Raw genomic sequence first — 25,634 nt, forward strand, 5'->3', positions numbered from 1 at the left:
GCAGTCAGATGTTCGTGCCTTCCTCGCGGGCGAGGGCGGCAAGATCCTGCCTGGCGAGCCGGTGCTCGCGCCAGGCCACGATCACGCCCGCGGCGATGACGAGCGGCGCGCCGAGCCAGGTGGTCGCGGATGGCAACCGGTCGAACAGCCCCCAACCCAGCAGCGTTGCCCAAAGCAGAGAGGTGTAGTCCATCACCATCACGCTCGCGACCATCCCGTAGCGCAGGGAGGCGGTCAGCAGGAGCTGCGCCACGAGCCCCAGGCCCGCGAGGCTCGCCAGCATGGACCACTGTTCCGCCGTGTGCGCAGTGTATACGAAGGGCAGCATCGCCCCCATGATCGGCAGGCTGAAGAGCGAGAAATAGAACACCACCGTGATCGGTTCCTCGGTCCGGCCAAGGTCGCGGATCAGCACCGAGATCAGGGCGATGAGCATGGCGGCGGCAAGTCCAATCGCCGCGCCCAGTAGAGGCAGGTCCGAGCCGCCCGGCTGGGTGATGACCAGCACGCCGGTGAAGCCCAGCGCCACCGCGCCCCAGCGGTATCGACCGACCTTTTCCTTGAGCAGCACGGCGGCCAGGATCACTGCCCAGATGGCCGCGGTAAAGACGATAGTGGTCGCCTCGGCGAGAGGCAGCATCATCACCGCGGTGAAGTTGAGCGCCATGCTGGCAAGACCGATCAGCGCCCGGCGGGCGTGCGCGCCGACCCGCGTGGTCTTGAGCCGGGCCACTTCGCCTCGCAGCAGAAGCCAGCCGAGAATGGCGAAGATCGTCGGGACCTGCCGCCAAAAGACGATCTCCGCGAGGTGAATGCCGCTCTCGCCCGCCAGCTTGACTATCGCCAGCATCACCGAAAGCACGATCGCGGCGAGCAGGCGGAGCAGCAGGGCCATGATCGGACGGTTGTGGACGGATGCGGTCACGCGCTGGCTCTGCGCCCGAGCGCGACCGCTGGCAAGAAAGCCATCATTGTGCCCGCGATAAAGGTTTCCCATATGCGCGCGCGATGCTGCAGCTCCACGCCTTCCTCACCTTTGCCAGCGATGCCGAGATCATGGCGCTGTGGGGCGCAGCCTTCGTCGCGCTGGGCCTGCTGGCCAACTATATGGAGCGACGTCGAATGAAGCGCGCGCGGATCGACCGGCTCGGCTGGGTGCCGTGGGTGCCGATCTTCCTGTTCTGCCTGGTCATCGGCGGCGGGCTGCTGGTATTCTCGCTACCGCAGGTAATCGCCGGCTAGAGGCAGGCTTCCAGATACGCCTGGTCGAAGCCGAACTGGCGGGCTTTCTCCAGCGTATAGGGGCGCAGGCCCGACGAGCGGAACTCGCCGAGGATCTTGCCGTCCTCGCTCTCGTCCAGGTATTCGAACTTGAACAGTTCCTGCGTCACGATGACGTCGCCTTCCATCCCGATGACCTCGGTGATGTTGGTCGTGCGGCGCGAGCCGTCGCGCAGACGCTTGACCTGCACGATCAGGTCGACCGATTCGGCGATCTGGCGGCTGATGGCTTCCTTGGGGATCTTGATGTCGCCCATCAGGATCATGTTCTCCATACGGCCCAGGCATTCGCGCGGGCTGTTGGCGTGAAGCGTACACATCGAGCCGTCGTGGCCGGTGTTCATGGCGGCGAGAAGGTCGAAACACTCCGCACCACGGATTTCGCCCAGGATGATCCGGTCGGGACGCATACGCAGGGCGTTCTTGACGAGATCGCCGATCGTGATGGCACCCTGGCCTTCCAGGTTCGGGGGACGGGTTTCCAGCGGCAGCCAGTGCGGCTGCTGCAGGCGGAGTTCGGCCGCATCCTCGATCGTCAGCACGCGCTCGCCCGGGTCGATCATCTTCGACAAAGCATTGAGCATTGTGGTCTTGCCCGAACCGGTACCGCCCGAAATGACCACGTTCATCCGGCAGGCACCGGCGATCTTGAGCGCGGTGCACATCTTGTCGCTCATCGAGCCGAAGTCGCGCAGCATGTCGAGCGTGATCGGCTTTTCGGAGAATTTACGAATCGAGATCGCGGTGCCGCGCAGCGAGAGCGGCGGAACGATGACGTTCACACGGCTGCCGTCCTTGAGGCGGGCGTCGGCGAGCGGGGTGGTCTGGTCGACACGGCGGCCGACCTGGTTCACGATCCGCTGCGCGATCTGGAACAGATGCTGTTCGTCGCGGAACTGGATCGGCGCCATGATCAGCTTGCCGCCCTTTTCGATGTAGGTCTGCTGCGGCCCGTTGACCATGATGTCCGACACGTCCGGATCGTTGAGCAGTTCCTCGAGCGGACCGAAACCGAGCAGTTCGTCGATCAGGACCTTTTCGAGCGCGAACTGTTCACGCCTGTTCAGCGTGACCTTCAGCTCGGCCAGCACTTCCATGATGATCGGCCGGAATTCCTCCGACAGCTCTTCCTTGCTCAGCGTGGCTGCCGCTTCGGGATCGACTCGTTCGAGCAGGCGCGGCAGCACCTGTTCCTTGATCTTGTGGACGCTGGCTTCGAATCCGCCGACTTCCTGCTGCTCGTGAATGGCGTTGGCGCGGTCTGCGAGACGCGAGAGTGCTTCGGCGTTCGGGCCGGCGGACGAGGCCGGATCCGCGCCTTCGCCCGCGGGCAGCGGCGGGAATTGGTCCCCCCCTTTCGGCAGGTCATCCTCGACCGGCGCGGGGCGACCGCTGCCGCCCGTCATCGGACGCGCCACACCGAAGGAGGGACGCGCGCCGGGTTTCATGCCGGCAGGCCCGTTCTTCCGTCCGAATGCGCTCATTCCCTCGTCCCCCCGAAAGGTAGTCAATCAAACCGGCCCTCTGGATCGCCTGACTTGGCGAAGAGAGCCTTCCGAGACGCGGTGAATAATTTGGAAACCTTATTTTTTTCCTAAAGCTGCGCTTCCCGCAAACATCGCATCGCTCTAGGGGCGGAGACGATTGCAGGGCAGGGGATGGACGTGGAGCACGGCGAGCGAAGGGGGCAATGGCTCGCCCTGGCGGGATTTGCGACGCTGTCGTGCGGGGATGCCATCATCAAGACGATGGCCGGGGAATGGCCCCCGGTCGCCGTTGCGACCTTGCGGTTTTCCATCGGTGCCGTGATGCTGACGTCCCTGTTGCTCTGGAAAGAGGGGCCGCAGGCATTCTGGCCCAGGCATCCCTGGCTTCAGGCGTTTCGCGGGTTGTGCCTCGCCGGTGCCTCGCTGCTGTTCTTCAGCGCGATTTACGTGATGCCGCTCGCAGAGGCGATGGCGCTGACCTTCCTCGCGCCGATTTTCACCGCGCTGCTGAGCGGCCCGATCCTCAAGGAGAAGGTTCGCCCCGTGGTTTTCGTGGCCTGTGCCATGGCCCTCGTCGGCGTGTTCATCGTGCTGCGGCCGAACCTCGCCGAACTGGGTCTCGTCGCGCTGTTCCCACTCGGATCCGCGCTGTTCTTCAGCTGCATGGTGATCGCCAATCGAGCCAGCGCCGGGCACGGCAGCGCACTGTCGATGCAGGTCTTCATGAGCGTCGTCGCCGCGCCGCTGCTGCTTGTCGCGGCAATCATGGGCGATGCGACCGGCCTCGCGCCGATAGCGCCAATCGTGCCGGACTGGTCGGTAGCGGCACGTTGCGCGATCGTCGCCGTGACCGCGAGCACGGCGCATTACCTGATCTATCTCGGGACGGCGCGCGCGGGGGCTTCGAGCGTCGCGCCGATGAGCTACGTGCAGATCATCGTCGCCTCGATCCTCGGCTGGGCGATTTTCGGAAACATTCCCGACGTGCTCACATGGACCGGCGTCGCCGTGATAGTCGGCTCGGGCCTGTTCCTCTGGTGGCGGACGCGCAAGAGCGCGGCTTGACATGATATCATCGAGTGATATCAGCCCACCTAATGCGGACGCTGGTCGAGATTCCCGATGACGACATTCGCTGGCTCGACCGCCAGGCCGACGAGCGCGGAGTGTCGCGGACCGCGCTGGTTCGGGAAGCGGTCGCGCAGATGCGCAGCGGGACGTCGCGCCGCGGCGTGGACGGCTATTTCGGCATGTGGCGGGATCGCTCCGACGTGGGCGAGGGGCAATCGTTCCAGCGCCGCATCCGCAATGGCGATCCGACTTGACCGGCGTGCTGTTCGATAGCGCGATCCTGGTCGATGCACTCGTCGGGCTCGACGATGCCCGGACCGAGATCGTGAAGCATTCCGATCGCTGGATCACCCGGCTCGGCTGGACCGAGGTGCTGGCCGGAGCGAAGGGCGACGAGCAGCAGGTCGAAGAGTATCTCGATCATTTCAAGGTGATCGAGATCGGCGAGGACATCGCCCGCCGCTCGGCCTCGCTGCGTCGCCAGCGCCCGCAAATGGCGCTTGGCGATGCGATCGGTCTCGCCGCCGCGCAGGTCACCGGCCGGATCTACATCACCCGCAATACGGCGGCCTTTTCCGGCGCAATGCCCGGCGTGCGCATCCCTTACACCCTCTGAACCAAGGATACCCTTTCCAACATGTGCGGAATCATCGGAATTGTCGGCAAGCAGGCCGTCGCAGACCGGCTCGTCGACGGGCTCAAGCGGATGGAATATCGCGGCTACGATAGCGCGGGGATCTGCACGATCGACGGCGGTGAACTGATCCGCAGGCGCGCGGAGGGCAAGCTCGCCAACCTGGTCGAGGAGCTGCGCGAACATCCCGCCGCGGGTGATGTCGGCATCGCCCATACCCGTTGGGCAACGCATGGCGCGCCGACCGCCCGCAACGCTCACCCGCACGCGACGGAGCATGTGGCGCTGGTCCACAACGGTATCATCGAGAACTACAAGGAACTGCGGCAGGAACTTCTCGACGACGGGCGCAAGCTCGAAAGCGAGACCGACAGCGAGGTGGTCACGCATCTGATCTCGCGCCGGATCGAGTCCGGCGAGAGTTTCGAGGACGCGATCAGGAATGTCTTGCCCCGGCTTCGCGGTGCCTTTGCTCTCGCCATCGTGTTTCGCGACCATCCCGACATGGTGGTCGGCGCGCGGCTTGGGTCGCCGCTGGTAGTCGGTTACGGCGAAGGCGAGACCTATCTCGGGTCCGACGCGCTCGCGCTTGCGCCGCTGACGCAGAGAATCTCCTACCTGGAAGAAGGCGACTGGGTCGTCGTCACGCGCGAAGGCGCGCAGATCTACGACGAGACGAACGAACTGGTCGAGCGGCCGATCACCCATTCGGGCGCCTCGGCGGCGGCGGTAGAAAAGGGCAATTACCGCCATTTCATGCAGAAGGAGATCTTCGAGCAGCCGACCGTGGTCGCGCAGACACTCGCCTCCTATGTGCGGCAGGCGGATCGCTCGGTCGCGCTGCCGCAGCTCGACGTCGATCTGGGCGAGATCAACCGCGTGACGATCGTCGCCTGCGGAACGTCCTATTATGCAGGGCTGGTCGCGAAATACTGGTTCGAGCAGTTCGCGCGGCTGCCGGTCGACATCGATGTGGCGAGCGAATTTCGCTATCGCGAGCCGGTGCTCGAGCCGGGCGGGCTGGCGCTGTTCATCTCCCAGAGCGGGGAAACCGCCGACACGCTGGCCGCGCTGCGCCACTGCAAGGAAAACGGCCAGACGATCGGCGCGGTGGTGAACGTACCGACCAGCACCATGGCGCGCGAGGCCGATGTCCTTTTGCCGACCCATGCCGGCCCCGAAATCGGGGTCGCCTCGACCAAGGCCTTCACCTGCCAGCTCGCGGTGCTTGCCGCGCTCGCGGCGCACATGGCGGTCAAGCGCGGGCGGTTGAGCCGCAAGCAGGAGGAGGAGATTGTCGAGCACCTGCTCGAAGCGCCCGCCAGCCTCAATGCCGCGCTCGACCACGACGAGGATATCGCGGCGATGGCGCATCTGATCGCCCCGGCGCGCGACGTGCTCTACCTGGGCCGCGGGCAGGACTATCCGCTGGCCCTGGAAGGCGCCCTGAAGCTAAAGGAAATCAGCTACATCCACGCCGAGGGATACGCTGCGGGCGAGATGAAGCACGGGCCGATCGCGCTGATAGACGAGAACGTGCCGGTGATCGTCATCGCCCCGTCCGGGCCGCTGTTCGAAAAGACCGTCAGCAACATGCAGGAGGTGGCCGCGCGCGGCGGCAAGATCGTGCTGATCTCCGATGGTCCCGGGATCGAGCAGGCAGGCGAGGATTGCATGGCGACGATCCTCATGCCGCAGGTCCACCCGCTGATCGCTCCGCTGGTTTATGCGGTGCCGGTGCAATTGCTGGCCTACCACGTCGCGGTGGCCAAGGGCACGGACGTCGACCAGCCGCGAAACCTGGCGAAATCCGTAACGGTCGAGTGATCTGCCGAGCCGGTCGGGCAGGGGTGCTGTTAACGCAGGTTACCCCTGATTTCGTGACTGAAATTTCCTGTCGGGCTTTACGGGTTTTTACCGGCTCATAACCTTTGTCGCCTACGCGCACAGTTGTGAGCGACAAGAAACCGGAAATCCCCGCGACGGCGAATGGCCTGCCAGTCGCCGTTATCCTGGGCTTGCGCAGTCCGGACAGCGGGGAGTGGGCCGGCTTGCGCGGTCTCCAGTATGTCGAGTCGTCGCGACGAACGATCATCTGGCTAGTCGGCAATTCGCTGGGCGTGCTGATGGTGCTCAACCGCTTCATCGGAGCGATCAATCCGCTGCTGCTGTGCTCCTGGGTGCTCTTGCTCACGGCATCGCTGGTCTACACGGCACGGATCGAGAACCGCCTGCGCGACGCGAAGCTGCGCGTCCGTCCGGCAGACATCTACAAGCAGACGCTCGCCAATGCGGCTTGCGGGCTCGCCTGGGCGATCGCGCTGATTTTCTTCCCGATGAGGGGCGCGGAGGCCGACCACTTCGTGATCTGGATGGCGGCAGGGATGCTGGTGATGGGCGCGATGCTCGGTCGCGCATCTGCACCGCTCGGCACGATCGTCTTCGCCAGTATCGTCTGCGCTGCGGGAATAATCGGCTTCGTCCTCGCGGGCGAATACGTTCTCGGCGCCGTGGTCGTGGCCATGTGGATCGTCGCGCTGAACCGCATCCTCGAAGGGGCGCGGATGTTCCTGACCGCAAGGGTTGCCGAAGCGCGGGTCGTTGAAAAATCCGAAGTCGTCTCGCTGCTCCTGCGCGAATACGAGGAGAACGAGGCCGACTGGCTGTGGGAGATCGACAAGTCGCGGCGCCTGCGATCGGTGTCGCCGCGGTTCGCCTTCGCGCTGGGGCGCGATCCGACCGACATCGTCGGCAAGCCGCTGCTCGAGCTAGTATCGGGCCCGCAGTGGGAGTCCGGCGATTTCTCGCCCAGCCTGCGCGAGCTCTCCGAAATCATCAAGCGCCGGGAAAGCTTCTCCAACCTGATCGTCAAGGTCTCGATCAGCGACAAATGGCGTTGGTGGGAATTGTCCGGCACGCCGGTTCACGACGAGCGCGGCGGCTATGCTGGCTACCGCGGGGTCGGGTCGGACGTGACCGAACAACGCGAATCGTCCGAAAAGATCGCCTATCTCGCGCGCTACGATACGCTGACCTCGCTGCCGAACCGGCTGATGTTGAACGAGGCGCTCGGCGGCGCGCTCGAAAATGCGATGAAATGGCGCAGTCGCTGCGCATTCTTGATGGTGGACCTCGACCGTTTCAAGGCGATCAACGATTCGCTGGGACATCTGGTGGGCGACCAGATGCTGGCCCAGGTCGCCGACCGGCTGCTGTCGATCGTCCGTGAAGACGAAGTGTGCGGACGCTTAGGCGGAGATGAATTCGGCGTGGTGTTGCGCGATGTCGAGGACACAGGGCAGATAGAACTGAGGGCCGCGCAGATCATCGAGCGGCTTTCCGAACCCTACAGGGTCAACAACCAGATCCTCTACGTGGGCGCCAGCGTCGGATCGGCGATTGGACCCCGCGACGGCCGCACCGTCGAAGAGATCCTGCGCAATGCGGACCTCGCGCTGTACCGTGCCAAGGACCTGGGCGGTGGCAGCCATTGCGCCTACATGCCGTCGCTGCACGCGGTCGCCGAAGAACGGCGACAGCTCGAAGTTTCGCTGCGCCACGCCCTGGAGCGCAACGAGTTTCTGCTCAATTTCCAGCCCGTGGTCGATGCCAGGAGCGAACAACTGGTCAGCTTCGAAGCGCTCCTACGCTGGCACAGCGAGGAGCACGGGCTGGTCAGTCCGGCGAAATTCGTACCGATCGCCGAGGATACGCGCCTGATCGTGCCCATCGGTCAATGGGTGCTGCAGCAGGCCTGCATGCAGGCGGCGCAATGGCCGAGCCATGTTCGCATGGCGGTCAACGTGTCGCCCGAACAGCTGCTCGAGCCGGACTTCTCGGCCAGCGTGGTTCGCGCTCTTTCGACCAGCGGGCTTGCGCCGCAACGCCTGGAGATCGAAGTCACCGAAAGCATTTTCCTGCGCGATGCGAGTGTCGCCCGAAACGCGCTCGAACAGGTCATGGCGCTCGGCTGCAGCGTGGCGCTGGACGATTTCGGGACCGGTTATTCGTCGCTCGGCTATCTGCGCAAACTCCAGTTCTCCACCATCAAGGTCGACCGTTCCTTCGTCCAGGGCGCAGCGCAGGACAGCGCGGAAAGCCTGGCAATCATTCGCGCCGTCGTCGCGATGGCGGACAGTCTCGGCATGACCACGACCGCCGAGGGGGTGGAGACCGCGGATGAGGTCAGCCTGGTGCGCGAACTCGGCTGCACCAAGATCCAGGGATATTATTTCGGCCGGCCGATGTCCGCCGAAGATGCCTGCCGGGTGGTCGGCCGAAGCCAGACGGTGCGCGCCTGAGGCCTACGCCTTGACGAGCGCCGCGATGGCGCCTTCGAACAGCCGCCGACCGTCCGATCCGCCATGCGCTTCCTCGATCGCGCGCTCCGGGTGCGGCATCATGCCGAGGACGTTGCCTGCTTCGTTGAGCACGCCGGCGATGTCGCGCTGCGAGCCGTTGACCGTGTCGCGATAGCGGAAGGCCACGCGTCCATCACCCTCGATCCGGTCGAGCGTCTGCTCGTCGGCGAAGTAGTTTCCATCATGATGCGCGACGGGAATACGGATAGTTTCCCCGGCCGCGTAGCTGCTGGTAAAAAGCGATTGCGCGTTCTCGACGGTCAATTCCACGGTCCGGCAGATGAAGGTCTGGTTGGCGTTCCTCAGCAGCGCGCCTGGCAGCAGCCCGCTCTCGGTCAGGACCTGGAAACCGTTGCAGACGCCGAGCACCGGGACCCCGCGCTCCGCTGCCTTCACGACCGAGCGCATGATCGGACTGGTCGCCGCCATGGCGCCCGAACGCAGGTAATCGCCATAGGAGAACCCGCCGGGCAGCGCGATGAAGTCGAGATCTTCGGGCAGTTCGGCATGACCATGCCATACCCGGATGGGAGCAACGCCGGACACCTGCTCGAGCGCCACCGCCATGTCGCGGTCGCAATTGGAGCCGGGAAACGTGATGACGGCCGAACGGAAAGCCATCAGGCGGTCTCCTTCTCCGCCACCCGATGGATCCGGTAATCCTCGATCACCATGTTGGCGAGCAACTGGCGGCACATCTGCTCGATCTGATCGTCGGTGACGCTCTGCGCCACTTCCAGTTCGATCAGCCGGCCGGCGCGCACGTCCTCGACCCCTTCGAAACCCAGCCCTTCGAGCGCGTGATGGATCGCGCGGCCCTGGGGATCGAGCACACCGGGCTTCAAACGGACGTGGACCTGGACTTTCATGGCATTACTCGCTGAGCTGGGTTGCAGTCGGGATCGAAGCGGAGCCTATAGCGACACCCTCCCGCGAAGCCAACGTGCGTCGGGCCGATTCTGTCGCCGATCCACCGATGAGATCAGCGGGCGAGCGGCGAACCTGCGGGCACGACCACGATCTCTACCGGGCGGCTGTCGACCAGCCACTTGCGCGCGGCAGCGGACACTTGCGGCGCGGTAACGGCGGAGACGGCGCCGGGCCATGCATCGAACCGCTCCAGTCGCTCCGGCTCGGTCTGCGCGCGGTCGGCGACGGCCATCCAGCTTGCGAGAGACTTCAGGCGGTTGTCGAAGGCTTCGAGCAGCGGGCGACGCGCGCGGTCGATGAGGTCGGGATCGATGGGTTCCTCGGCCAGCTTCGTTATCGCCTTCTCTATTGCCGCGACCGTCTCGTCGATGTCGCCCATGTCGACTTCGGCGGTGACGTAGAACAGGCCGTAATCCGGATATTCCGACGAGGAAGAGGCACCGACGCTGGGCGAATAGGTCTTGCCGAGGTTCTCGCGAAGCTCCTCCTGCACGACGATTTCCACGGCCCGGTCGAGCATCCTGAGCTGCGCCGCGGTTGTCAGGTCGCTGTCGTCGGTCGTCGGCCACACCAGCTGCACGAGCGCCTGATCGGGCTCTCCGGAATGGGTAATGACGTGGCGTGTGCGATTGCCGGTGAAACTGCGCACTCGGGCTTCTTCGCGCGGCTGGAACTCTGTCTCGCGGTCGGGCAGGGCACCCAGAGTGCGGGCGACCAGATCGATCGCGCGCTGTTCGTCGAAGTCGCCGACCAGGGCCAGTTCGATCGCGCCGCTGGCCAGGCGGTCCGAGATGACTGCGCGCAGCCGTTCGAAACTGAGAGCTTCGTAGGCCTTGGCGTCCTGCAGCGTGAAGCGCGGATCGAAGTCCGACAGCAGGCCACCCTGCTTGACCGACAGCGCCCGGCCAGGCGTGCCGTCGAGATTGGCGAAGAACTCGGCAACGGACTTGGCATAGCGCTGCTCGCCTTCGGGGCGATAGCCGGGATCGGTGATCGCCGCCGCCAGCAAATCGAGCTGCAGGTCAAGATCGCGCGGAGTGGTCGTGCCGCCCATCACGAAAGCGTCGGTCGCCGCGCTGAGCGAGAACTGCACGGTCCGCCCCGCGAGGATCGTTTCCAGCTCGTCCTGCGAATGCAGGCCGAGCCCGCCGATCGGCAGGGTCGCGACCATGGCCGTCGCCAGCGGATCTTCGCGGGTATTGAGGAGCGTGCCGCCATCGAGCGAAAGGCGGTAGCGAATACGGTCCTTCTCGATGTCGGTCTTCTTGAGCGTCAGCATCACGCCATTGTCGAAGCGCAGCAATCGCAGTCCGAAGCGCTCGTCCGTGGTGTCGGACACGACGGCACCGGGAGTGCCGAAATCGCTGTAGCCGAAGTCGACGCTGTCGCGCAGCACCGGCTTCGCGACCGGCGCCGACCATGCGGCATCGAACGCGGCGCGCAAGCCCTGAGCGCCGCCTTCAGGCGCCTTGCGCCCTTCGAAACGGATCAGCGGATTGTCGAGTGCTGCGGCATCAGACTTGAGCGCGGCCAGCACCGCCGCGGGGGTGATGTAGGGGGCGAACGCCTCGAGCCGGGCAAGCGAGCTTGCAGGTGTCGACGGGATCTGCCCCTCCTCCAGCATGGCCAGTGCCGCACCCAGCAGCGCGGCGTTGCTGCGCGTATCCTGCGCCTCCGCCGCATTGATTTGCGAAGAACGGATCTTCGCGACCTGCTCGGCGACCTCGGCCTCGCCGAACCCGTAGGTCAGTGCCTGGCGCAGCACGGTGACCGCCGTTTCCAGTCCGCCCTGCCATTCGCCATCGGCGCTGTCGATTACGAGGTTGGTGGACTTGGCAATGTCGAAAAAGTCCCCCGTTCCGTAACCCGCCGACTTGAACGGCGCGTCCTCGCCGCGGGCGAGTGCCTCGAGCCGCCGATTGACGATCGCGTAACCGATCGTGCGCAGCAGGTTCTGGCGGCGCTCTGCCGCCGTATCCGGCGTCTTGATCGCTGCGCGCAGGCGCGAGATCGTCACCTGCTCGGACAATGCCTCGTCGAGATAGATGTCGGTCAGGCCGGCGCGTGACGGGTCGATCGGGCCGCCGCCGAATTCCTCGGGCAGCGAGCCGGCCTTCCAGGAAGCGAAATGCCGGCGGATGGCCGCCTCGACCGCGTCCGGGTCGAAATCACCGACCACGAGGATCGCCGCATTGCCCGGCACGTATTCCCGCTCGTAATAATCGCGGATGTCCTGCGCCGTGCCGCCTTCGATGATTTCCGGCAGCCCGACGGGCAGCCGCTCGCCGTAGCGCGCATCGGGCGTGAAGAACTCGATCGCGTCCTCGGCATTCTTGAACGCATATGTGCGCCGCACGCGTCGTTCGGACAGGATCACGCCGCGCTCCCGATCGACCGCTTCCGGGTCGATCGTCAGTTCGCTCGCCGTCTCGCGCATGAGCATCAGCGCCGTATCGAGAAGCGCCGGGTCGTTGCGGGGGAGATCGAGCTTGTAGAGGGTGGTCTCCAGCCCGGTCGAGGCGTTGTTATCCGCGCCGAAACGCAGGCCTTCGCGCTCGAGCAGCTTGACCATCTCGCCTTCCGGCACCTTGGCCGATCCGTTGAACGCCATGTGTTCGAGAAAATGGGCGAGGCCGCGCTGGTTGTCACGCTCGGCGAGCGAGCCAGAATCGATCCATAGCCGGACGAGCGCGGTGCCTTCGGGCCGGTCGTTCTGTGCGATGACGTATCGCAGGCCGTTGTCGAGCGTGCCGAACCGATAGACCGGGTCGACCGGGATGTCGCTTGCCTCGTAGGCCCACTCTACCGCGTCGCCCGGCTCCTGCGCGGCGACGGCGATCGGCGAAACACCAAGGGCGAGAAGACAGGCGAAGCCCGCCGCGTGAAGAAATCTCATGCGCGCGACCCTCGGCAATATCAGGGATTTGTCAACGTCCGGACCCGGGGTTCGGCGTCAGTGCTTGGTCTTGCTTCCGCGCAGCTTGTTGCGCGCAGTCGACAGGTCGAACACTTCGCCCGGACCGCCATCCTCGTTCTGCAGCAGGCCGAGCCGGCGGGCGACTTCCTGGTATGCCTCCTCTTCGCCGCCGAGATCCCTGCGGAAGCGATCCTTGTCGAGCTTCTCGCCGGTGTTCATATCCCACAGGCGGCATCCGTCGGGGGAGATTTCGTCGGCCAGGATGATCCGCGCATAGTCGCCATCCCACAGCCGTCCGAATTCAAGCTTGAAATCGACCAGCCGGATATCGATCGCGGCGAACATGCCGCACAGGAAATCGTTGATGCGGATCGCCATGGCGGCGATATCCTGCATTTCCTCGTTATTGGCCCAGCCGAAGCAGGCGATGTGTTCCTCGGCGACCAGCGGATCGCCCAGGCTGTCATCCTTGTAGCAATATTCGATCAAAGTGTGCGGAAGCTGCTCGCCTTCGGGCAGGCCGAGCCGCTTGCTGATCGAGCCGGCAGCCACGTTGCGCACGATGACTTCGAGCGGGACGATCTCGACCTGGCGGACAAGCTGTTCGCGCATGTTCAGCCGGCGGATGAAATGCGTCGGGATGCCGATGTGGCCGAGCCGCGTGAAAATATACTCGCTGACGCGGTTGTTGATCACGCCCTTGCCGTTGATCGTGCCCTTCTTCTGGGCGTTGAAGGCGGTCGCATCGTCCTTGAAATACTGGATGATCGTACCCGGCTCGGGGCCCTCGTAGAGAATCTTGGCCTTGCCTTCGTATATCTGGCGGCGACGGGACATGCGGTTTTCCTTGGGTCAGTATCGGCGGTTCGGCCATTGCGTCACGGCCGGGCCGGGAGATTCCGCCCGCCCTTACAGCAGCGGGCCTGCGGGCGCAATCAATGCACCGTTTCGCTCTTGCCAGCGACGGGGCTGACGCATTCCACGTCCTTTTCCTGCAAGCTCTCGATCAGCTTGCCGAGGGTCGAACGCTGGACGAGCACGCTGAACAGCACCGCGCCGAAAGTGGCGGCAAGGATCATGTCGCGTGTCTCGCCCGGCGGGAGCGAGAGCGCGAGCGCGACCGAGATTCCGCCGCGCAGGCCACCCCACCACAGCACGCGGCTGGCGCCCGCTTCCTGAAGGCGGGCAGCAGGAATGGTTTTGGTGCTGACGCCGATCGCAATGGCTCGGGCCAGGAGGGTGATCGGGATGGCAGCGAGCGCGAACAGGGTCTCGTCCACGCCCGGGACGAGCGCGATCATCTCGAGCCCGATGAGCAGGAAGAGAACCGAGTTCAGCACCTCGTCCACCAGTTCCCAGAACTTGATGACGTAGTCGCGGGTGACGTCGCTCATCGCATAGGTAACCCCGTGGTTGCCGATCAGCAGCCCGGCGACCGCCATCGCCAGCGGGCCGGAGATGTGCAGCTCCGAACACAGGGCATAGCCGCCCATCACAACCGCCAGCGTGATCAGCACCTCGAGCGTGTATTCGTCCATGCTCGCAAGGGCGCGATAGCCGAGCCAGCCGATCACGAGGCCGACCGCGATGCCGCCGCCAGCTTCCAGCGCGAACAGCCGCGCGCCCTCCGACAGGGAGAAGTCCGCGCCGGTGACCGCGGCTCCCAGCAGGATGGTGAAGACGACGATGCCAACGCCGTCGTTGAACAGGCTCTCGCCTGCCACCGCGCTCTGCAGCGACAGCGGGACGTTCTCTTCCTTGAGCACACCGAGCACCGAAACCGGATCGGTCGGGGCGATCAGCGCGCCGAAGACGAAATACCAGATGGGTGCAATGCTGGCGCCGAGCAGCGAACCCACGCCCCATGCCATCAGCCCGACCAGCACCGTCGACACGATCACCCCGATGGTCGAGAGCAGCAGGACCGGCAGCCAGCTCGCCTTCAGCCGCTCCAGATCGACATGCAGCGCTCCTGCAAACAGGAGGAAACTGAGCATCCCCTGCAGGAGGGTCTCGGTGAAGTTCATCTGCTCGAGCAGGCTGGCGACCTCGTTGTCCAGAGTGACGCCCGGGACGAGGAAGTTCGCGACCATCAGTCCGATCGCCGCGAGCGCGCCCATCACCGTCAGTCCGATGACATGCGGCAGCTTGATGAAATGATGGTTGATGTAGCCGAGCAGGGCGGCCGCCACGACAAGGATCGCGGCAAGGTCGAAGGGATCGGGACCGGTGGAGATGGTTTCATGCATGGCGCGTGCGATAGCGACCGCCGCCGACTTGGCAAAGGTCCATCGCTCCGCCAGACCGACACTCGTGAGCAATTCGGCCGATCCCACCTACTACTACAGACACTCCGGATTGCTGGTGCGGTCGGCCATCAAATTGCCGGAATGGGAAGCCTTTGCACAAGCGGATCCCGCTCAGGATCCCGATATCGTGATCGCTTTTGGCGACGCGCTCGCGCGGACGCCCGAACAACTGCCGTCGGGCGACCGGAAGGGCATCCATTTCTCGGTCGCCGACGTGGGGCGGTGGTCGATCGCTCGAGGCGAGAGCATTGTGATCGAACCGATCGTCGGGGCGCCCGAAGCGGAGTTGCGGCTGTTCACCCTCGGGAGCGCATGGGGCGCGGCCGGCTACCAGCGCGGGCTGGCGATGCTTCACGGAAGCTCGGTGCGCACCGGGGGAAAGACGTTGCTGTTCTGCGGCGCGCAGGAAGCGGGCAAGTCGACGATCGCGGCGGCGCTGGTCGAGCGCGACGGCCTGCTGGTGGCGGACGATCTCTCGCGCGTCGACCCGCCCGCTGCCGATGGCGGATCGGCGCACATATGGCCTTCCTCGAGCCGCATGAAACTCTGGGACGAGGCGATCGATCACCTCGGATGGCGCGGGCGCGTAGTCCAGCGCGACCATTTCCGGACACAGAAGTATCATCTCGCCATGGACGCACCGGTTGCCGAAGAACCCCTGCCGCTCGATGCCATCGTCCTGCTCGGGTGGGGCGAAGGCCGTAACCTTGATCGGCTGGCTGGCGGTGAAGCGGTGCGCGAAGTCCTTCAGGCGAGTTGCTATCGACCGGAAATGCTCGACTTGATGGGTCGGACCGCCGAGCAGGCGACGATGGTATCCCGGATCGTCGCCGCGACACCCGTTTACCGGCTGGTGCGCCCGCGCGACTTCGCACGGCTCGACGAAGTCTGCCGGTTGATCGAAGGTCTGTAAGAAGGGAAAGTGGTGCCTCGGGGCGGATTCGAACCACCGACACCGCGATTTTCAGTCGCGTGCTCTACCAACTGAGCTACCGAGGCTTGCACCTTCGCGCGGCGTTCGATGTCGATCGCCATGCGGTTGGAGCGCCGCCCTATGGCGAAGCCCCGCGCGCTTGGCAAGGGCTGAATCAGTCGCGCTCGAGGGGATCGCCGCGTGCGACTTCCTGCTCGATCTCGTCCGGCAGCGCCGGGCGGCCGGGCACGGCATAGCCATCGCCGAACCATTGCGCGAGGTCGCGGTCGCGGCAGCGCTGCGAGCAGAACGGTGTGTGTTCGGCCGAGCGCGGCTTCTTGCAGATCGGGCAGGGGCGGGCAGTGTTGGTCATCGCTCGACCATCTGGGCATGCTCCGCGCCGATCGCAATAGCCGGATCGGCCTCGACGCGGATGTCGCGCCCGGTCCGGCGGGCCAGCTCGTGGAGCCATTCGGGCTTCAGCTTCGTCTTGACCGCGGGATGCACGGTCAGCTGGATCGCACCCGCGCCATCCAGCAACTCCGCCTTGCGCAAGACCATCCGCGCAGCCGCGCCGATGCGCGCGTTCGCCATCCGGTGCAGCAACGAGGGGCCTTCGAGCCGCGCGACGATCTGGACGAGGCCGAAGCCGTTCATCGCCGTTCGCTCGTGCGGCCAGCCCGCGAGACCGTCTTCGAGGGCGGCGTCAACCGCCTTGCGCCCGGCCTTGTCGGGAATGGTCGGGAAGTCGATCGCGATCGACCCGCCGAGATCGAACCAGCGCAAGGCCCGGACGATCGCCGGAATTGCCGCCAGCGCCAGCTCACGCGGCGGCAAGTCGCCGTCGATATCGACCACGCACATGGCCGGGGTCACGTCGAACAGCAGCGATCCGCCGGAAAATGCGATCGAACCGCCCCACGCCGCGTCCCATATCTCTTCCCACAAACCGGCCGGGAAGCGATGTACGACGTCGTATGGCGGCGCGCCGTCTTGCGCCTTGGCGGCGTCGGCGATCCGCGCCTGGGCCAGTTTCAGCCGTCCGCGTTCGGCGACCGCTGCGCGGGTTATCTCGACCGCAACCGTTGCGCCTTCGCTGGCCGATGGTGGCAGTCGATCAACGAGAATTTCCAACCCGCTCTCGGTTGTCGCCACGCCCCTGCTCGACCCCTTGCGGCGCGAAGTCAGTCGCGCTTCGACGAGTTCTCCTGCCCGCAAGTCACCCGGCCAGAAAAGCCGTGCGGCGATCGGCTGCTCGTTATGGACAAGCAGCCAGCGTTCCTCGCCGATGCCGTGTTCGACCAGCCAGTCAGCCAAGCGGATAGGCCGCCGATTTCAGGAGAATGCGCGTTTCGTAGAGCGGCAGGCCCACGACGCCCGTGTAGCTGCCCGAAACGAAGTCGATCAGGGCACCCGCGCGGCCCTGGATCGCATAGCCGCCCGCCTTGCCGATGCCTTCGCCGCTCGCGACATAGGCGTCGATCTCCTCGCCGGACAACCGCTTGAAGCGCACGATGCTCTCCGACAGTTTCTCGCGGACTTTGCCATCGCCGTCGACCACCGCGACGCCCGAGCACACCCTGTGCCGCCGCCCGGACAGCAGGGCCAGGAAGCGCCGGACGTCGTCGCCGTCGGCCGCCTGGTTCAGGATGCGGCGACCGAGCGCGACCGTAGTGTCGCCGGCCAGCACGATCTCGCCGGTGCCGCGCGGCACGGCGAGCGCCTTTTCGCGGGCTAAGCGAGCCGCGTATACCCGCGGCAATTCGCCATCATGCGGGGTTTCGTCGATGTCGGGAGACTGCACACGTGCCGGTTCGACGCCGATCTGCGCGAGCAATTCGCGCCGACGCGGGCTGGACGATGCAAGGACGAGGGTCGGTGTCGCCACCGCGAATTAGCTGGGGCCGGGGCCCTGGGACGCATTCTGGCCCGGGCCGCCGCGACCGGGCATGAAGCGATAGGTGATGCGCGCCTTGGTCAGATCGTAAGGCGTCAGTTCGCACAGCACCTCGTCGCCGACCAGCACGCGGATGCGGTTCTTGCGCATCTTGCCGGCAGTATGGCCCAGCACTTCGTGACCGTTTTCGAGCTCCACCCGGAACATCGCGTTGGGCAGCAGTTCCACCACCTTGCCGCGCATTTCGAGGAGTTCTTCTTTGGCCATGCAGTATCTGTTCCGTTTTCGATCGTTGGTCGTTGGGCGCGGCATATAGGGTCGGGCGAGGGAAAAGGAAAGCCTCGCCTTGGTTGCCGAAAGCGCGGCGGATTTGTCACGCCATAGCCGCGATGACTGATACGCCCGGAACACGATCTGTGACAGGCCGTTACACGAAACCGCATTGCTGCCGTTCATCCCGAGACACTATCAGCGCGACCTATGAAAACACGAACAATTCTCCTTTGCGCCACGGCGCTCGGCCTCGGCTGTCACCTGCCCGCATCGGCGCAGGAGGTCGATAGTTCGGAGCCAGTCATCGAGGACGGCGGAAGCGTGATCGTCGTCACCGGCGCCCGCCTGCGCGCGCAGGTCGATACCGACCAGGCCCCGATACTCGAACTGAACGAGGAAGACATCGCCGCTTACGGTGCCGGGTCGATCGCCGACCTGGTCGACGCGGTCAGCAGCCAGACAGGCAGTTCACGTGGCCGGGGCGGCGGACGCCCCGTGTTCCTGGTCAACGGCATGGAAGTCTCGAGCTTCCGAGAGTTCCGGTCCTATCCGCCCGAAGCGATCCGCAAGGTCGAGGTCCTGCCCGAGGAAGTGGCGCAGAAATTCGGTTATCCGCCCGATCGCAGGGTCATGAATTTCATCCTCAAGGACAATTTCTCGAGCCGCGAAATCGAGGCCGAGTTCGAGGCACCGGACCGCGGCGGCTACTGGCGCAACGAGCAGGAAGCGACTTTGCTGCGGATCGCCGATGGCGGACGGCTCAACGTCAATCTCGAGATCGAGGATTCGAGTGGCCTGACCGAGGGCGAGCGCGGCGTCATCCAGGCGAGCGAGCCCGAACCCGGCGCACCCGATCAGGCCTTCTTCCGGTCGCTGGTCGCCGACACCTGGAACGCGGAGGTCACCGCCAACTGGAGCAAGGCCTTCCTCGACAGCGGGTCCTCCCTGTCGCTCAACGGCACTTACGAGCGCAGCGAAAGTCTTTCGCTATCGGGGCTCGATCCGCTCCAGGATTACCGCGTCCTGACGCGCGAGAACCGGTCCGACACGGTCTCGAGCGGGGCCAGCTACAATCGCCCGCTGGGCAATTTCCGCCTGTCGCTGACGGGTGACGGCACGCTTTCCTTCGGCGAGACGCAGATCGATCGGCGCGGAGCCAGCGGCTTCGATCTTGCGGAAGTCGAGACCAAGGCCTTCGTCAGCAAGGCGAACCTGCAGGGTCGCGTGCTCAGCCTGCCGGCGGGCGACGTTTCGGCGAGCTTTGCCGCCGGCTTCGACTGGAAGCGCATCGACAGCGCCGACACGCGCAGCGACGTCGATTTCGGACTGGTGCGGCGGCGACTTTCCACTGGCACCAATGTCACGGTCCCGATCGCCGAGCGCGACGGTGCCTGGGGCAAGATCGGCGATCTGAGCCTGGGCCTGAGGGCAGGGGTCGAGAACCTTTCCGACTTCGGCACGATCGGTGATTACAGCGTCGGCCTGACGTGGGGCGTGACCCGCAAACTCACCCTTGCCGCGACCCACATCGGTTCCGAAGCTGCGCCCAGCCTCAGCCAGCTCGGCTCGCCGCGGGTCGACAATTTCAACGTGCCGGTCTTCGATTTCGCGACCGGTGAGAGTGTCCTTGCGACCATCGTCTCTGGCGGTAATCCCGATTTGCTTGCCGAAACCCAGCGCGACTGGAAATTCAGTGCCAACTGGGAACTGCCGGAGATCGAGGATGCGCGCCTGTCGCTCGAATACATCCGCAACCGCTCGCGCGATGTGACCAGCAGCTTCCCGTTGCTCACTCCCGCGATCGAAGCGGCGTTCCCCGACCGGGTATCGCGGGATGCTGACGGCACGCTGCTCGCGATCGACCAGCGTCCGGTGACCTTTGCCGAGACGGCCGCCGAGCGGCTGGTGATCGGACTGACCAAGAGCGGCAGCTTCGGAAAAGCGAAAGTCCAGGAAGAGGGCGCGGGGCGGCGCGGAGGCGGCGGGCCTCCGATGATGATGGGCCGCGGCGGAGACGGCAAGGGTCGCTATTTTGTCAATCTCAACCACACGATCGAACTCGAGAACAGCGTGCTGATCGCGCCGGGACTGCCCCGGCTCGACCTGCTCGATGGCGGTGCGACCTCGGGTTACGGCCTGTCGCGCAACACCTCGACGCTGGAGGCAGGCTTCTTCCGCGAAGGCAAGGGCCTGCGGATCTCGGGTCGTTACACCGGACCGAGCGATGTCGGCACCGATCAAAACCGGCTGCGCTTCGGTTCGCTGGCAACGCTCGACCTGCGGGTCTTCGCCGATCTCGGCCAGTTGTTCGAGAAGGAAGACGGCGTGCTGGACGATCTCCGGCTGTCGCTGAAGGTCGACAACCTCTTCGACGGGCGACGCAAGGTCACCGACGTCAACGGCGATACGCCACTCAGCTATCAGCCATTCCTGATCGACCCGACCGGGCGCTATCTCGGGATAGACATCCGCAAGATGTTCTGACGCGCTGCGACCGGGATCAGTGCAGGCGGCGGCGCGGGAAGACGAGTGCCGCCAGCCCGCGCGCGCGAAACGGCGTCCACTCGCCTAACGGCTGCGCGAGCCGGTCCGCGATCGCATAGACTGCCGACGGGTTCACGCCGAGGCCGCAATGGCTCGCGAGCACTTCGATGTTCTCGCACTGGCCGTGATCGTCTTCCTGGATCGAGCCGCGCCAGTGCACGACGCCATCGGTTCGGGTGTAGATCGAGGTCGTCGGGACCGGGGGCGCGATGGCGAGCTCGCGGAAATTGCCCCGACGCATGGGCTCGGGCTCGCGACCGTTGAGATACTCGAACAAGCGACGGGCATTGGTGTGATTGCGATCGTCGCTGATGGGCGAGCCGAGGCTGATGACCTGGCGCACCTGGTCGGGCATCATCTTGGCCAGTTCTCGGGCGAACACGCCGCCAAGGCTCCAGCCGACGATCGAGATCTTGCCGCCGGTTTTCGCGGCGAGGTCGTTGACGCAGCCCGCCATCGCCTCGATCCGCGCATTGTCGACGGTGATGTTGCGACCCAGCCGCCAGCCGGCAGCCTCGTAGCCCAGATCGGACAGGAGCGAGCGCAGCGGGACGGTCGAGCTGTCCGATGCCATGAAGCCCGGCAGAACAAGCACGCCGTGGCCGTCGCCCTTCGGCAGCAACCGGAGAAACGGGCGCAGGGCGTAGAAGCTCGCCAGTTCGCCCATCGCGCGGCTCGGCTCGGCGAGCGCAAGCAGGCGGCTCGGCGGACGAGCGGCGGGCGATGCCTGGCGGGTTGTAGAGGCGCGTGCAGCGGCAGCTGTCATGTGGATTTTTCCTTCCCTGCGGACGCCTTGGAACGCGCGGCTGGCCGTTTCGTGCCTGCCCTGGCCTTTTGGCTCGACGCCTTCCTTGCGACGGTTTTCGGTGTTCCGGCGGTCTTTGCTGCCGCCGTTTTGGCTTTGCTAGCCCGCTTCTTCGGCGCTGTCGCGGGTTTGCGCGGGTTTCTTGCCGGCTTTTTCGGTTCGCCGGAAGCGAGATCGCGATATTCCTCGAAGCTTTCGCGGATGCATTCGACGTAGAATTCCGGGTCCGGCAGCAGCTCGCGGCAGGCGGTGAAGCTGATCGTCGCCTCGTCGGTATAGCTCTGGACGACGTGGGCAAGGCCCATCCCGTCAGTCAGGCAGATCAGGCCCATCATGCTTTCGAGCCTGGCTCCGGCCGAATAGATCGGCACCGGCGGGCCGGGGACATTGGTGACCACGGTGGTGAAGATCGGTCCAACCCCGCGATTGGCAAGGCTGAGCCGGGTGTAGAGCTGGGCCCCCAGCGCCATGTAGAGCGCCGGGCTGACCTTGCTCACTTCGGTCATGTTGCGCGCGCCGATCGCGTCGGTCATCGCCTTGGAGTTGGTCGTCCGGTCGTTCACGTAGGCCAGCCGCTCGGCCGGGTCGTCGATGTGCGTGCCGAGCGGGGCGATCATCGCCGCGACCTGGTTGCCCATGTCGCCCTTCTCGTCCTTTCCGCGCACCGAAATCGGCGCCATCGCGGTGAGCGTCTGCTTGGGCAGATCGTCCTTGGCCGAAAGATAGCGGCGCAGCGCCCCGCCGATGATGGCGAGGAAGACGTCGTTGACCTTGGCCCCGTCGTGCAGCGTGCGGATCGTCTTGATGTCGGCGAGAGGAACGCTCACGCCCTCGACCACGCGGTGTGGACTGATCTTGCGATTGAACCGCGTCTTGGGCGCGACCATCTCGCGCGAGAGGTCGAATTCCTTCTTCGCCAGCCCCTTGATCGCCTTGGCGAGGCCCGGAGCGGCCTTGGCGGCAACTTCCAGCTGCTTCATCGGATTGGCGATGGCGTTGATATAGCTGCGACCGAGCAATTCGACCGGGTTCGGCACCTTTTCCGGCTGCCAGGTATCCTCGCCCGGAGGCGGGGGCTCGTCCGGCGCGAGCGTGTGGGTGACTTCCATCAGGTCGATGCCGCTCATGCCGTCGATCGCGGCGTGATGGACCTTCGTGATGTAGGCATAGCTGCCCTTCGGCAGGCCCTCCACGTTGTCGAGCCCCTCGACCACGGTGAATTCCCACGGCGGGCGCTCGAGATCGAGCGGGCGGGCGAAGATGCGCGCGGCCTGGATGCACAGCTGCCGCCAGTCGCCCGGCTTGGGCAGGGCAACGTGCCGGACATGGTACTCGAGGTCGAAGTCGGGGTCCTCGACCCAGTAGGGGTAGTCGAGGTCGAAGGGCACGCGCACCAGCCGCTGGCGCATGGTCTTCGACATCTTCAGCCGGTCGTCGAGGAATTGCAGGATGTCCTTGAAGCGGACGAAACCGCCGGGCGCAGTCTCCGGATTGTAGACCAGGATCGAGCCGATGTGCATCGGCGAGTTGCGCGTTTCGAGTGCTACGAAACTGGCGTCCATGCCCTGGAGCTGCTGCAAATCTCTCTCCTGCGTATCGGCCCGTCTTCGGGTCCCGTGCCACGCTAGCTAGCAGAACCCGGCCGCGGCGCACAACTTGCCGCGCGCGGCAGGCACTTACCCTACGGAACGCGATCCAGCGCTTCCGCGCAGGCGACACCGCTCGCCCACGCCCACTGGAAGTTGTAGCCGCCGAGCCAGCCGGTCACGTCGACCGCTTCCCCGATCGCGTAGAGGCCCGGCACCTTCTTCGCCTCCATCGTCTGCGAGGACAGTTCCGCCGTCGAGATGCCGCCCGCCGTGACTTCGGCCTTGGCAAACCCCTCGCTGCCATTGGGGTGGAACAGCCACCTGCGCAGCCGGTCTTGCGCGGCGCGCAGCGCCTTGTCCGATGCATTGCCGAGATCCCCGTTCAGCCCGATCCGGTCGGCGAGGGTATCGGCCAACCGCTGGGGAAGCTGGTCGCGCAGCAAGCCACGCAAGCTGCTGCGCGGATTGCCGCGCTTGGCCTCGAGCAGCCAGTCCTGCGAATGCTGCGGCAGGAAATCGATCGCCACCGGCTCGCCATGCTTCCAGTAGCTCGACACCTGCAGGATCGCCGGACCCGAAAGCCCGCGATGCGTGAACAGCGCGGCCTCTGCGAAACTGGTCTTGCCCGCATGCGCCTCCACCGGAGCGGCCACTCCCGACAACTCGCGGAACAGGACATCCTCGCCGCCCAGCGTCAGCGGGACCAGCGCCGGGCGCGGCTCGACCACCTTCAGCCCGAACTGCCGCGCGAGGTCGTAGGCAAAGCCGGTCGCCCCCATCTTGGGTATCGAGGGGCCCCCGGTAGCGATCACCAGCCTCGGCGCAGTATAGCGGCCGATACGGGTCGCGACGCAGAAGCCATCGGTGCGAGTGACCTGGTCTACCTCCTGGGCGCAGCGGATCGTCACGTCGCCCTTGGCGCATTCGGCCAGCAGCAGGTCGACGATATGCTGGGCAGACCCGTCGCAGAACAGCTGGCCGAGCGTCTTTTCGTGCCATGCGATGCCGTAGCTTTCGACGAGCGCGAGGAAATCGCGCGGCGTGTACCGTGCGAGCGCCGACTTGGCGAAATGCGGATTGGCGCTGAGGTAATTCGCCGGTCCCGCGCCGATATTGGTGAAATTGCAGCGTCCACCGCCCGAGATCAGGATCTTCCTGCCCGGCTTGTCGGCCTTCTCCAGCACCAGCACCCGCAAGCCACGCTGGCCCGCGCGTGCGGCGCACATCAGCCCGGCGGCACCTGCGCCGAGCACGATGGCATCGTAATCATCCGACACTCAGGCCTCGGTAATGGGGGTGACCGGACGCTCGCGCGCAGCGATGAAATAGAGCAGCGTCCCGCCCGCGATGATCGCGGTGAAGATCACGATCGCCTGCGCGTCGGCATGGGTCGCGACCCACAGCGAGCTGACGATCGCGATTGCGCTTGCGGCAAGATGGAGCGGGTTGAGCGCACCTTCGCGCTTCTCCAGCACCGGCAGTGCGGCACAGCAGATGAGATAGGTGACCAGCCGCACCATCGTCCCGGCGACTGCCAGCACCTCGAAGCCTTCCCACAGGCCGAAAAGGATGGCGAAACCGCCGTAGAACAGGATCGAGTTGCGTGGCGTGCCGTGCTTGTCGTCCACCTTCATGAACCAGCGCGGGAGCATTCCCCGCTCGGCCATGCCATATGTCAGGCGCGGCAAGCTCGTCCCGCTGCCCAGATTGTTGGCCCCGATGCTGAAGGCGGCGGCGATCACGATCATCACCGCGCCCGCATCGCCCATCACCGCGCGGGCAGCGCCGGCAAGTGCATTGTCCTCTGCCGCGCCGGCCGGCGCGATCGCGAGATAAGCCCAGATCACGAGCACGTAGAGGACGGACACCGCCGCCACCATGCTGACGAGTGCGCGCGGCACGTTGCGCTTGGCGTCCTTTACCTCGCCCGCGGTCTCGGTCAGGTTCTCGAAACCCATAAAGGCGTAAAAGGTCAGCAGGATCACGCTCTCGACCTCGCTGAATTGGGGCAGGGCGAAACCGATCGCCGGATCGCCCGCGAACAGCGCGGCGACGACCAGCAGCAGCAGCGGAACGAGCTTGATCGCGGTCATGACGCCGAGCGTGCCGACCGCGCTGCGCATGCCGACGAGGTTGACGAAGACGAAGGCCATGATCAGCACTGCGACCGCCAGCCCCTGGATATCGGCGAGCCACGGGAACAATGCCGCGAGATACGTCACCATGACATGCGTGTTGGCCGCTGCGGTCACGATGTTGCTTGCATAGCGTCCCCAGCCAGCCTGGAAGCCGACGAACCGCCCGAAAGCAGCTTCCCCGTAAAGCACCGGGCCGCCGCTGTGCTCGAACCGGCCCGCCAGCCAGGCATAGACCAGCGCCAGCGGCATGAAGAGCAGTCCGCCGACCAGCATCATCCACGGCGCAAAGCTGCCGACCGATGCCGCGAGGACCGCCGGGAGGGCGAAGATGCCTGCGCCGACCATCCCGTTGATCGGGAACAGCGTGCTGCCGATGAAGCCGACCGTGCGTGGCGGCGCCTTGTATTCCGCGTCCATCGCCGGGTGATGACGACAAACGCAGATTTGCACAAGCGCCCCTTTGCCTAAGCTGCGGACTGCTCCTA

The 25,634-nt window shown here is 65.4% G+C and carries 23 protein-coding genes and 1 tRNA gene; 8 read left to right on the plus strand and 16 right to left on the minus strand.

Annotated features, from left to right (window positions below; genetic code table 11):
- Positions 1 to 4: 4 nt before the first annotated feature.
- Positions 5 to 925: a DMT family transporter gene (locus GRI48_RS10895; protein ID WP_337190818.1), complete on the minus strand. Its 921-nt coding sequence runs from the start codon at positions 923 to 925 to the stop codon at positions 5 to 7.
- A gap of 83 nt (positions 926 to 1,008) precedes the next feature.
- Between GRI48_RS10895 and GRI48_RS10900 the strand changes: the two genes are divergently transcribed.
- The gene (locus tag GRI48_RS10900; RefSeq protein WP_160675873.1) at positions 1,009 to 1,242 is read left to right on the plus strand and encodes a hypothetical protein; all 234 of its coding nucleotides are present in this window, start codon (positions 1,009 to 1,011) and stop codon (positions 1,240 to 1,242) included.
- Here GRI48_RS10900 and GRI48_RS10905 read toward each other — a convergent pair.
- Positions 1,239 to 2,765 carry a TadA family conjugal transfer-associated ATPase gene (locus tag GRI48_RS10905; RefSeq protein ID WP_160675876.1) on the minus strand — a complete coding sequence of 509 codons (1,527 nt, stop codon included), beginning with the start codon at positions 2,763 to 2,765 and terminating at the stop codon, positions 1,239 to 1,241. The genes GRI48_RS10900 and GRI48_RS10905 overlap by 4 nt on opposite strands.
- Positions 2,766 to 2,939: 174 nt before the next feature.
- Here GRI48_RS10905 and GRI48_RS10910 point away from each other — a divergent pair, with 174 nt between their 5' ends.
- The 5 genes from GRI48_RS10910 to GRI48_RS10930 all read left to right on the plus strand — a co-directional run bounded on the left by GRI48_RS10910 (position 2,940) and on the right by GRI48_RS10930 (position 8,774).
- Positions 2,940 to 3,833 (plus strand): DMT family transporter, encoded by an 894-nt coding sequence (locus GRI48_RS10910; protein ID WP_160675879.1) that lies wholly within the window; start codon positions 2,940 to 2,942, stop codon positions 3,831 to 3,833.
- A 32-nt stretch (positions 3,834 to 3,865) separates the two neighbouring features.
- A complete protein-coding gene (locus tag GRI48_RS10915) occupies positions 3,866 to 4,093 on the plus strand; it encodes a ribbon-helix-helix domain-containing protein (protein WP_160675882.1) in 228 nt (75 codons plus the stop codon).
- A 5-nt stretch (positions 4,094 to 4,098) separates the two neighbouring features.
- The gene (locus tag GRI48_RS10920; RefSeq protein ID WP_337190826.1) at positions 4,099 to 4,455 is read left to right on the plus strand and encodes a PIN domain-containing protein; all 357 of its coding nucleotides are present in this window, start codon (positions 4,099 to 4,101) and stop codon (positions 4,453 to 4,455) included.
- A 21-nt stretch (positions 4,456 to 4,476) separates the two neighbouring features.
- Positions 4,477 to 6,300, plus strand: coding sequence for a glutamine--fructose-6-phosphate transaminase (isomerizing) (gene glmS, locus GRI48_RS10925; protein ID WP_160675888.1), 1,824 nt, complete (start codon positions 4,477 to 4,479; stop codon positions 6,298 to 6,300).
- 125 nt (positions 6,301 to 6,425) lie between these two features.
- Positions 6,426 to 8,774, plus strand: coding sequence for a putative bifunctional diguanylate cyclase/phosphodiesterase (locus GRI48_RS10930; protein WP_337190819.1), 2,349 nt, complete (start codon positions 6,426 to 6,428; stop codon positions 8,772 to 8,774).
- Positions 8,775 to 8,777: 3 nt separating this feature from the next.
- Here the strand turns inward: GRI48_RS10930 and purQ are convergent, their stop codons facing one another.
- The 5 genes from purQ to GRI48_RS10955 form a co-directional block, all read right to left on the minus strand.
- Positions 8,778 to 9,455 carry a phosphoribosylformylglycinamidine synthase subunit PurQ gene (gene purQ, locus GRI48_RS10935; RefSeq protein WP_160675891.1) on the minus strand — a complete coding sequence of 226 codons (678 nt, stop codon included), beginning with the start codon at positions 9,453 to 9,455 and terminating at the stop codon, positions 8,778 to 8,780.
- A complete protein-coding gene (purS, locus tag GRI48_RS10940; protein WP_160675894.1) occupies positions 9,455 to 9,703 on the minus strand; it encodes a phosphoribosylformylglycinamidine synthase subunit PurS in 249 nt (82 codons plus the stop codon). The genes purQ and purS overlap by 1 nt, the downstream gene beginning before the upstream one ends.
- Positions 9,704 to 9,816: 113 nt before the next feature.
- Positions 9,817 to 12,660, minus strand: a complete 2,844-nt coding sequence (locus tag GRI48_RS10945) for a M16 family metallopeptidase (RefSeq protein WP_160675897.1) — start codon at positions 12,658 to 12,660, stop codon at positions 9,817 to 9,819.
- Positions 12,661 to 12,717: 57 nt separating this feature from the next.
- Complete coding sequence (gene purC / locus GRI48_RS10950) at positions 12,718 to 13,518, minus strand: phosphoribosylaminoimidazolesuccinocarboxamide synthase (RefSeq protein ID WP_160675900.1); 801 nt, start codon at positions 13,516 to 13,518, stop codon at positions 12,718 to 12,720.
- A 98-nt stretch (positions 13,519 to 13,616) separates the two neighbouring features.
- The gene (locus GRI48_RS10955) at positions 13,617 to 14,930 is read right to left on the minus strand and encodes a cation:proton antiporter (protein WP_160675903.1); all 1,314 of its coding nucleotides are present in this window, start codon (positions 14,928 to 14,930) and stop codon (positions 13,617 to 13,619) included.
- A 64-nt stretch (positions 14,931 to 14,994) separates the two neighbouring features.
- Here GRI48_RS10955 and GRI48_RS10960 point away from each other — a divergent pair, with 64 nt between their 5' ends.
- Positions 14,995 to 15,903: a phosphoenolpyruvate carboxykinase (ATP) gene (locus GRI48_RS10960; protein WP_160675906.1), complete on the plus strand. Its 909-nt coding sequence runs from the start codon at positions 14,995 to 14,997 to the stop codon at positions 15,901 to 15,903.
- 10 nt (positions 15,904 to 15,913) lie between these two features.
- Here the strand turns inward: GRI48_RS10960 and GRI48_RS10965 are convergent.
- The 5 genes from GRI48_RS10965 to infA form a co-directional block, all read right to left on the minus strand.
- Positions 15,914 to 15,989 (minus strand) — tRNA-Phe (locus GRI48_RS10965).
- A gap of 89 nt (positions 15,990 to 16,078) precedes the next feature.
- Positions 16,079 to 16,276: a DNA gyrase inhibitor YacG gene (locus tag GRI48_RS10970; RefSeq protein ID WP_160675909.1), complete on the minus strand. Its 198-nt coding sequence runs from the start codon at positions 16,274 to 16,276 to the stop codon at positions 16,079 to 16,081.
- Positions 16,273 to 17,220: a ribonuclease E/G gene (locus tag GRI48_RS10975; protein ID WP_160675912.1), complete on the minus strand. Its 948-nt coding sequence runs from the start codon at positions 17,218 to 17,220 to the stop codon at positions 16,273 to 16,275. The genes GRI48_RS10970 and GRI48_RS10975 overlap by 4 nt, the downstream gene beginning before the upstream one ends.
- Entirely contained in the window at positions 17,213 to 17,791 is a 579-nt protein-coding gene (locus GRI48_RS10980; RefSeq protein ID WP_160675915.1) for a Maf family nucleotide pyrophosphatase, read from the minus strand. The genes GRI48_RS10975 and GRI48_RS10980 overlap by 8 nt, the downstream gene beginning before the upstream one ends.
- A 6-nt stretch (positions 17,792 to 17,797) precedes the next feature.
- Positions 17,798 to 18,067 carry a translation initiation factor IF-1 gene (infA, locus tag GRI48_RS10985; protein WP_160675918.1) on the minus strand — a complete coding sequence of 90 codons (270 nt, stop codon included), beginning with the start codon at positions 18,065 to 18,067 and terminating at the stop codon, positions 17,798 to 17,800.
- Positions 18,068 to 18,280: 213 nt separating this feature from the next.
- Here infA and GRI48_RS10990 point away from each other — a divergent pair, with 213 nt between their 5' ends.
- Positions 18,281 to 20,557 carry a TonB-dependent receptor gene (locus GRI48_RS10990; protein WP_160675921.1) on the plus strand — a complete coding sequence of 759 codons (2,277 nt, stop codon included), beginning with the start codon at positions 18,281 to 18,283 and terminating at the stop codon, positions 20,555 to 20,557.
- Positions 20,558 to 20,573: 16 nt separating this feature from the next.
- Here the strand turns inward: GRI48_RS10990 and GRI48_RS10995 are convergent, their stop codons facing one another.
- From GRI48_RS10995 to GRI48_RS11010, 4 genes are all read right to left on the minus strand, one after another.
- A complete protein-coding gene (locus tag GRI48_RS10995; RefSeq protein ID WP_160675924.1) occupies positions 20,574 to 21,383 on the minus strand; it encodes an esterase/lipase family protein in 810 nt (269 codons plus the stop codon).
- The gene (locus tag GRI48_RS11000; protein ID WP_237451911.1) at positions 21,380 to 23,002 is read right to left on the minus strand and encodes a WS/DGAT/MGAT family O-acyltransferase; all 1,623 of its coding nucleotides are present in this window, start codon (positions 23,000 to 23,002) and stop codon (positions 21,380 to 21,382) included. The genes GRI48_RS10995 and GRI48_RS11000 overlap by 4 nt, the downstream gene beginning before the upstream one ends.
- A gap of 101 nt (positions 23,003 to 23,103) precedes the next feature.
- Positions 23,104 to 24,237, minus strand: a complete 1,134-nt coding sequence (locus GRI48_RS11005) for a BaiN/RdsA family NAD(P)/FAD-dependent oxidoreductase (protein ID WP_202389329.1) — start codon at positions 24,235 to 24,237, stop codon at positions 23,104 to 23,106.
- Positions 24,238 to 24,288: 51 nt separating this feature from the next.
- A complete protein-coding gene (locus GRI48_RS11010; RefSeq protein ID WP_160675930.1) occupies positions 24,289 to 25,566 on the minus strand; it encodes an APC family permease in 1,278 nt (425 codons plus the stop codon).
- Between the last annotated feature and the right edge of the window lie 68 nt (positions 25,567 to 25,634).

Source organism: Qipengyuania oceanensis, assembly GCF_009827535.1.
Taxonomy (GTDB): Bacteria; Pseudomonadota; Alphaproteobacteria; order Sphingomonadales; family Sphingomonadaceae; genus Qipengyuania_C; species Qipengyuania_C oceanensis.

What these genes read in the sequence shown, in the direction of transcription:
- infA (WP_160675918.1), bottom strand. Translation starts at nt 18,067, where the DNA reads ATGGCCAAAGAAGAACTCCTCGAAATGCGCGGCAAGGTGGTGGAACTG.
- glmS (WP_160675888.1), top strand. Translation starts at nt 4,477, where the DNA reads ATGTGCGGAATCATCGGAATTGTCGGCAAGCAGGCCGTCGCAGACCGG.
- purQ (WP_160675891.1), bottom strand. Translation starts at nt 9,455, where the DNA reads ATGGCTTTCCGTTCGGCCGTCATCACGTTTCCCGGCTCCAATTGCGAC.
- GRI48_RS10990 (WP_160675921.1), top strand. Translation starts at nt 18,281, where the DNA reads ATGAAAACACGAACAATTCTCCTTTGCGCCACGGCGCTCGGCCTCGGC.
- GRI48_RS11010 (WP_160675930.1), bottom strand. Translation starts at nt 25,566, where the DNA reads ATGGACGCGGAATACAAGGCGCCGCCACGCACGGTCGGCTTCATCGGC.
- GRI48_RS10910 (WP_160675879.1), top strand. Translation starts at nt 2,940, where the DNA reads ATGGACGTGGAGCACGGCGAGCGAAGGGGGCAATGGCTCGCCCTGGCG.
- GRI48_RS10905 (WP_160675876.1), bottom strand. Translation starts at nt 2,765, where the DNA reads ATGAGCGCATTCGGACGGAAGAACGGGCCTGCCGGCATGAAACCCGGC.
- GRI48_RS10995 (WP_160675924.1), bottom strand. Translation starts at nt 21,383, where the DNA reads ATGACAGCTGCCGCTGCACGCGCCTCTACAACCCGCCAGGCATCGCCC.
- GRI48_RS10900 (WP_160675873.1), top strand. Translation starts at nt 1,009, where the DNA reads ATGCTGCAGCTCCACGCCTTCCTCACCTTTGCCAGCGATGCCGAGATC.
- GRI48_RS10970 (WP_160675909.1), bottom strand. Translation starts at nt 16,276, where the DNA reads ATGACCAACACTGCCCGCCCCTGCCCGATCTGCAAGAAGCCGCGCTCG.
- purC (WP_160675900.1), bottom strand. Translation starts at nt 13,518, where the DNA reads ATGTCCCGTCGCCGCCAGATATACGAAGGCAAGGCCAAGATTCTCTAC.
- GRI48_RS10955 (WP_160675903.1), bottom strand. Translation starts at nt 14,930, where the DNA reads ATGCATGAAACCATCTCCACCGGTCCCGATCCCTTCGACCTTGCCGCG.
- purS (WP_160675894.1), bottom strand. Translation starts at nt 9,703, where the DNA reads ATGAAAGTCCAGGTCCACGTCCGTTTGAAGCCCGGTGTGCTCGATCCC.
- GRI48_RS10915 (WP_160675882.1), top strand. Translation starts at nt 3,866, where the DNA reads ATGCGGACGCTGGTCGAGATTCCCGATGACGACATTCGCTGGCTCGAC.
- GRI48_RS11005 (WP_202389329.1), bottom strand. Translation starts at nt 24,237, where the DNA reads ATGTGCGCCGCACGCGCGGGCCAGCGTGGCTTGCGGGTGCTGGTGCTG.
- GRI48_RS10945 (WP_160675897.1), bottom strand. Translation starts at nt 12,660, where the DNA reads ATGAGATTTCTTCACGCGGCGGGCTTCGCCTGTCTTCTCGCCCTTGGT.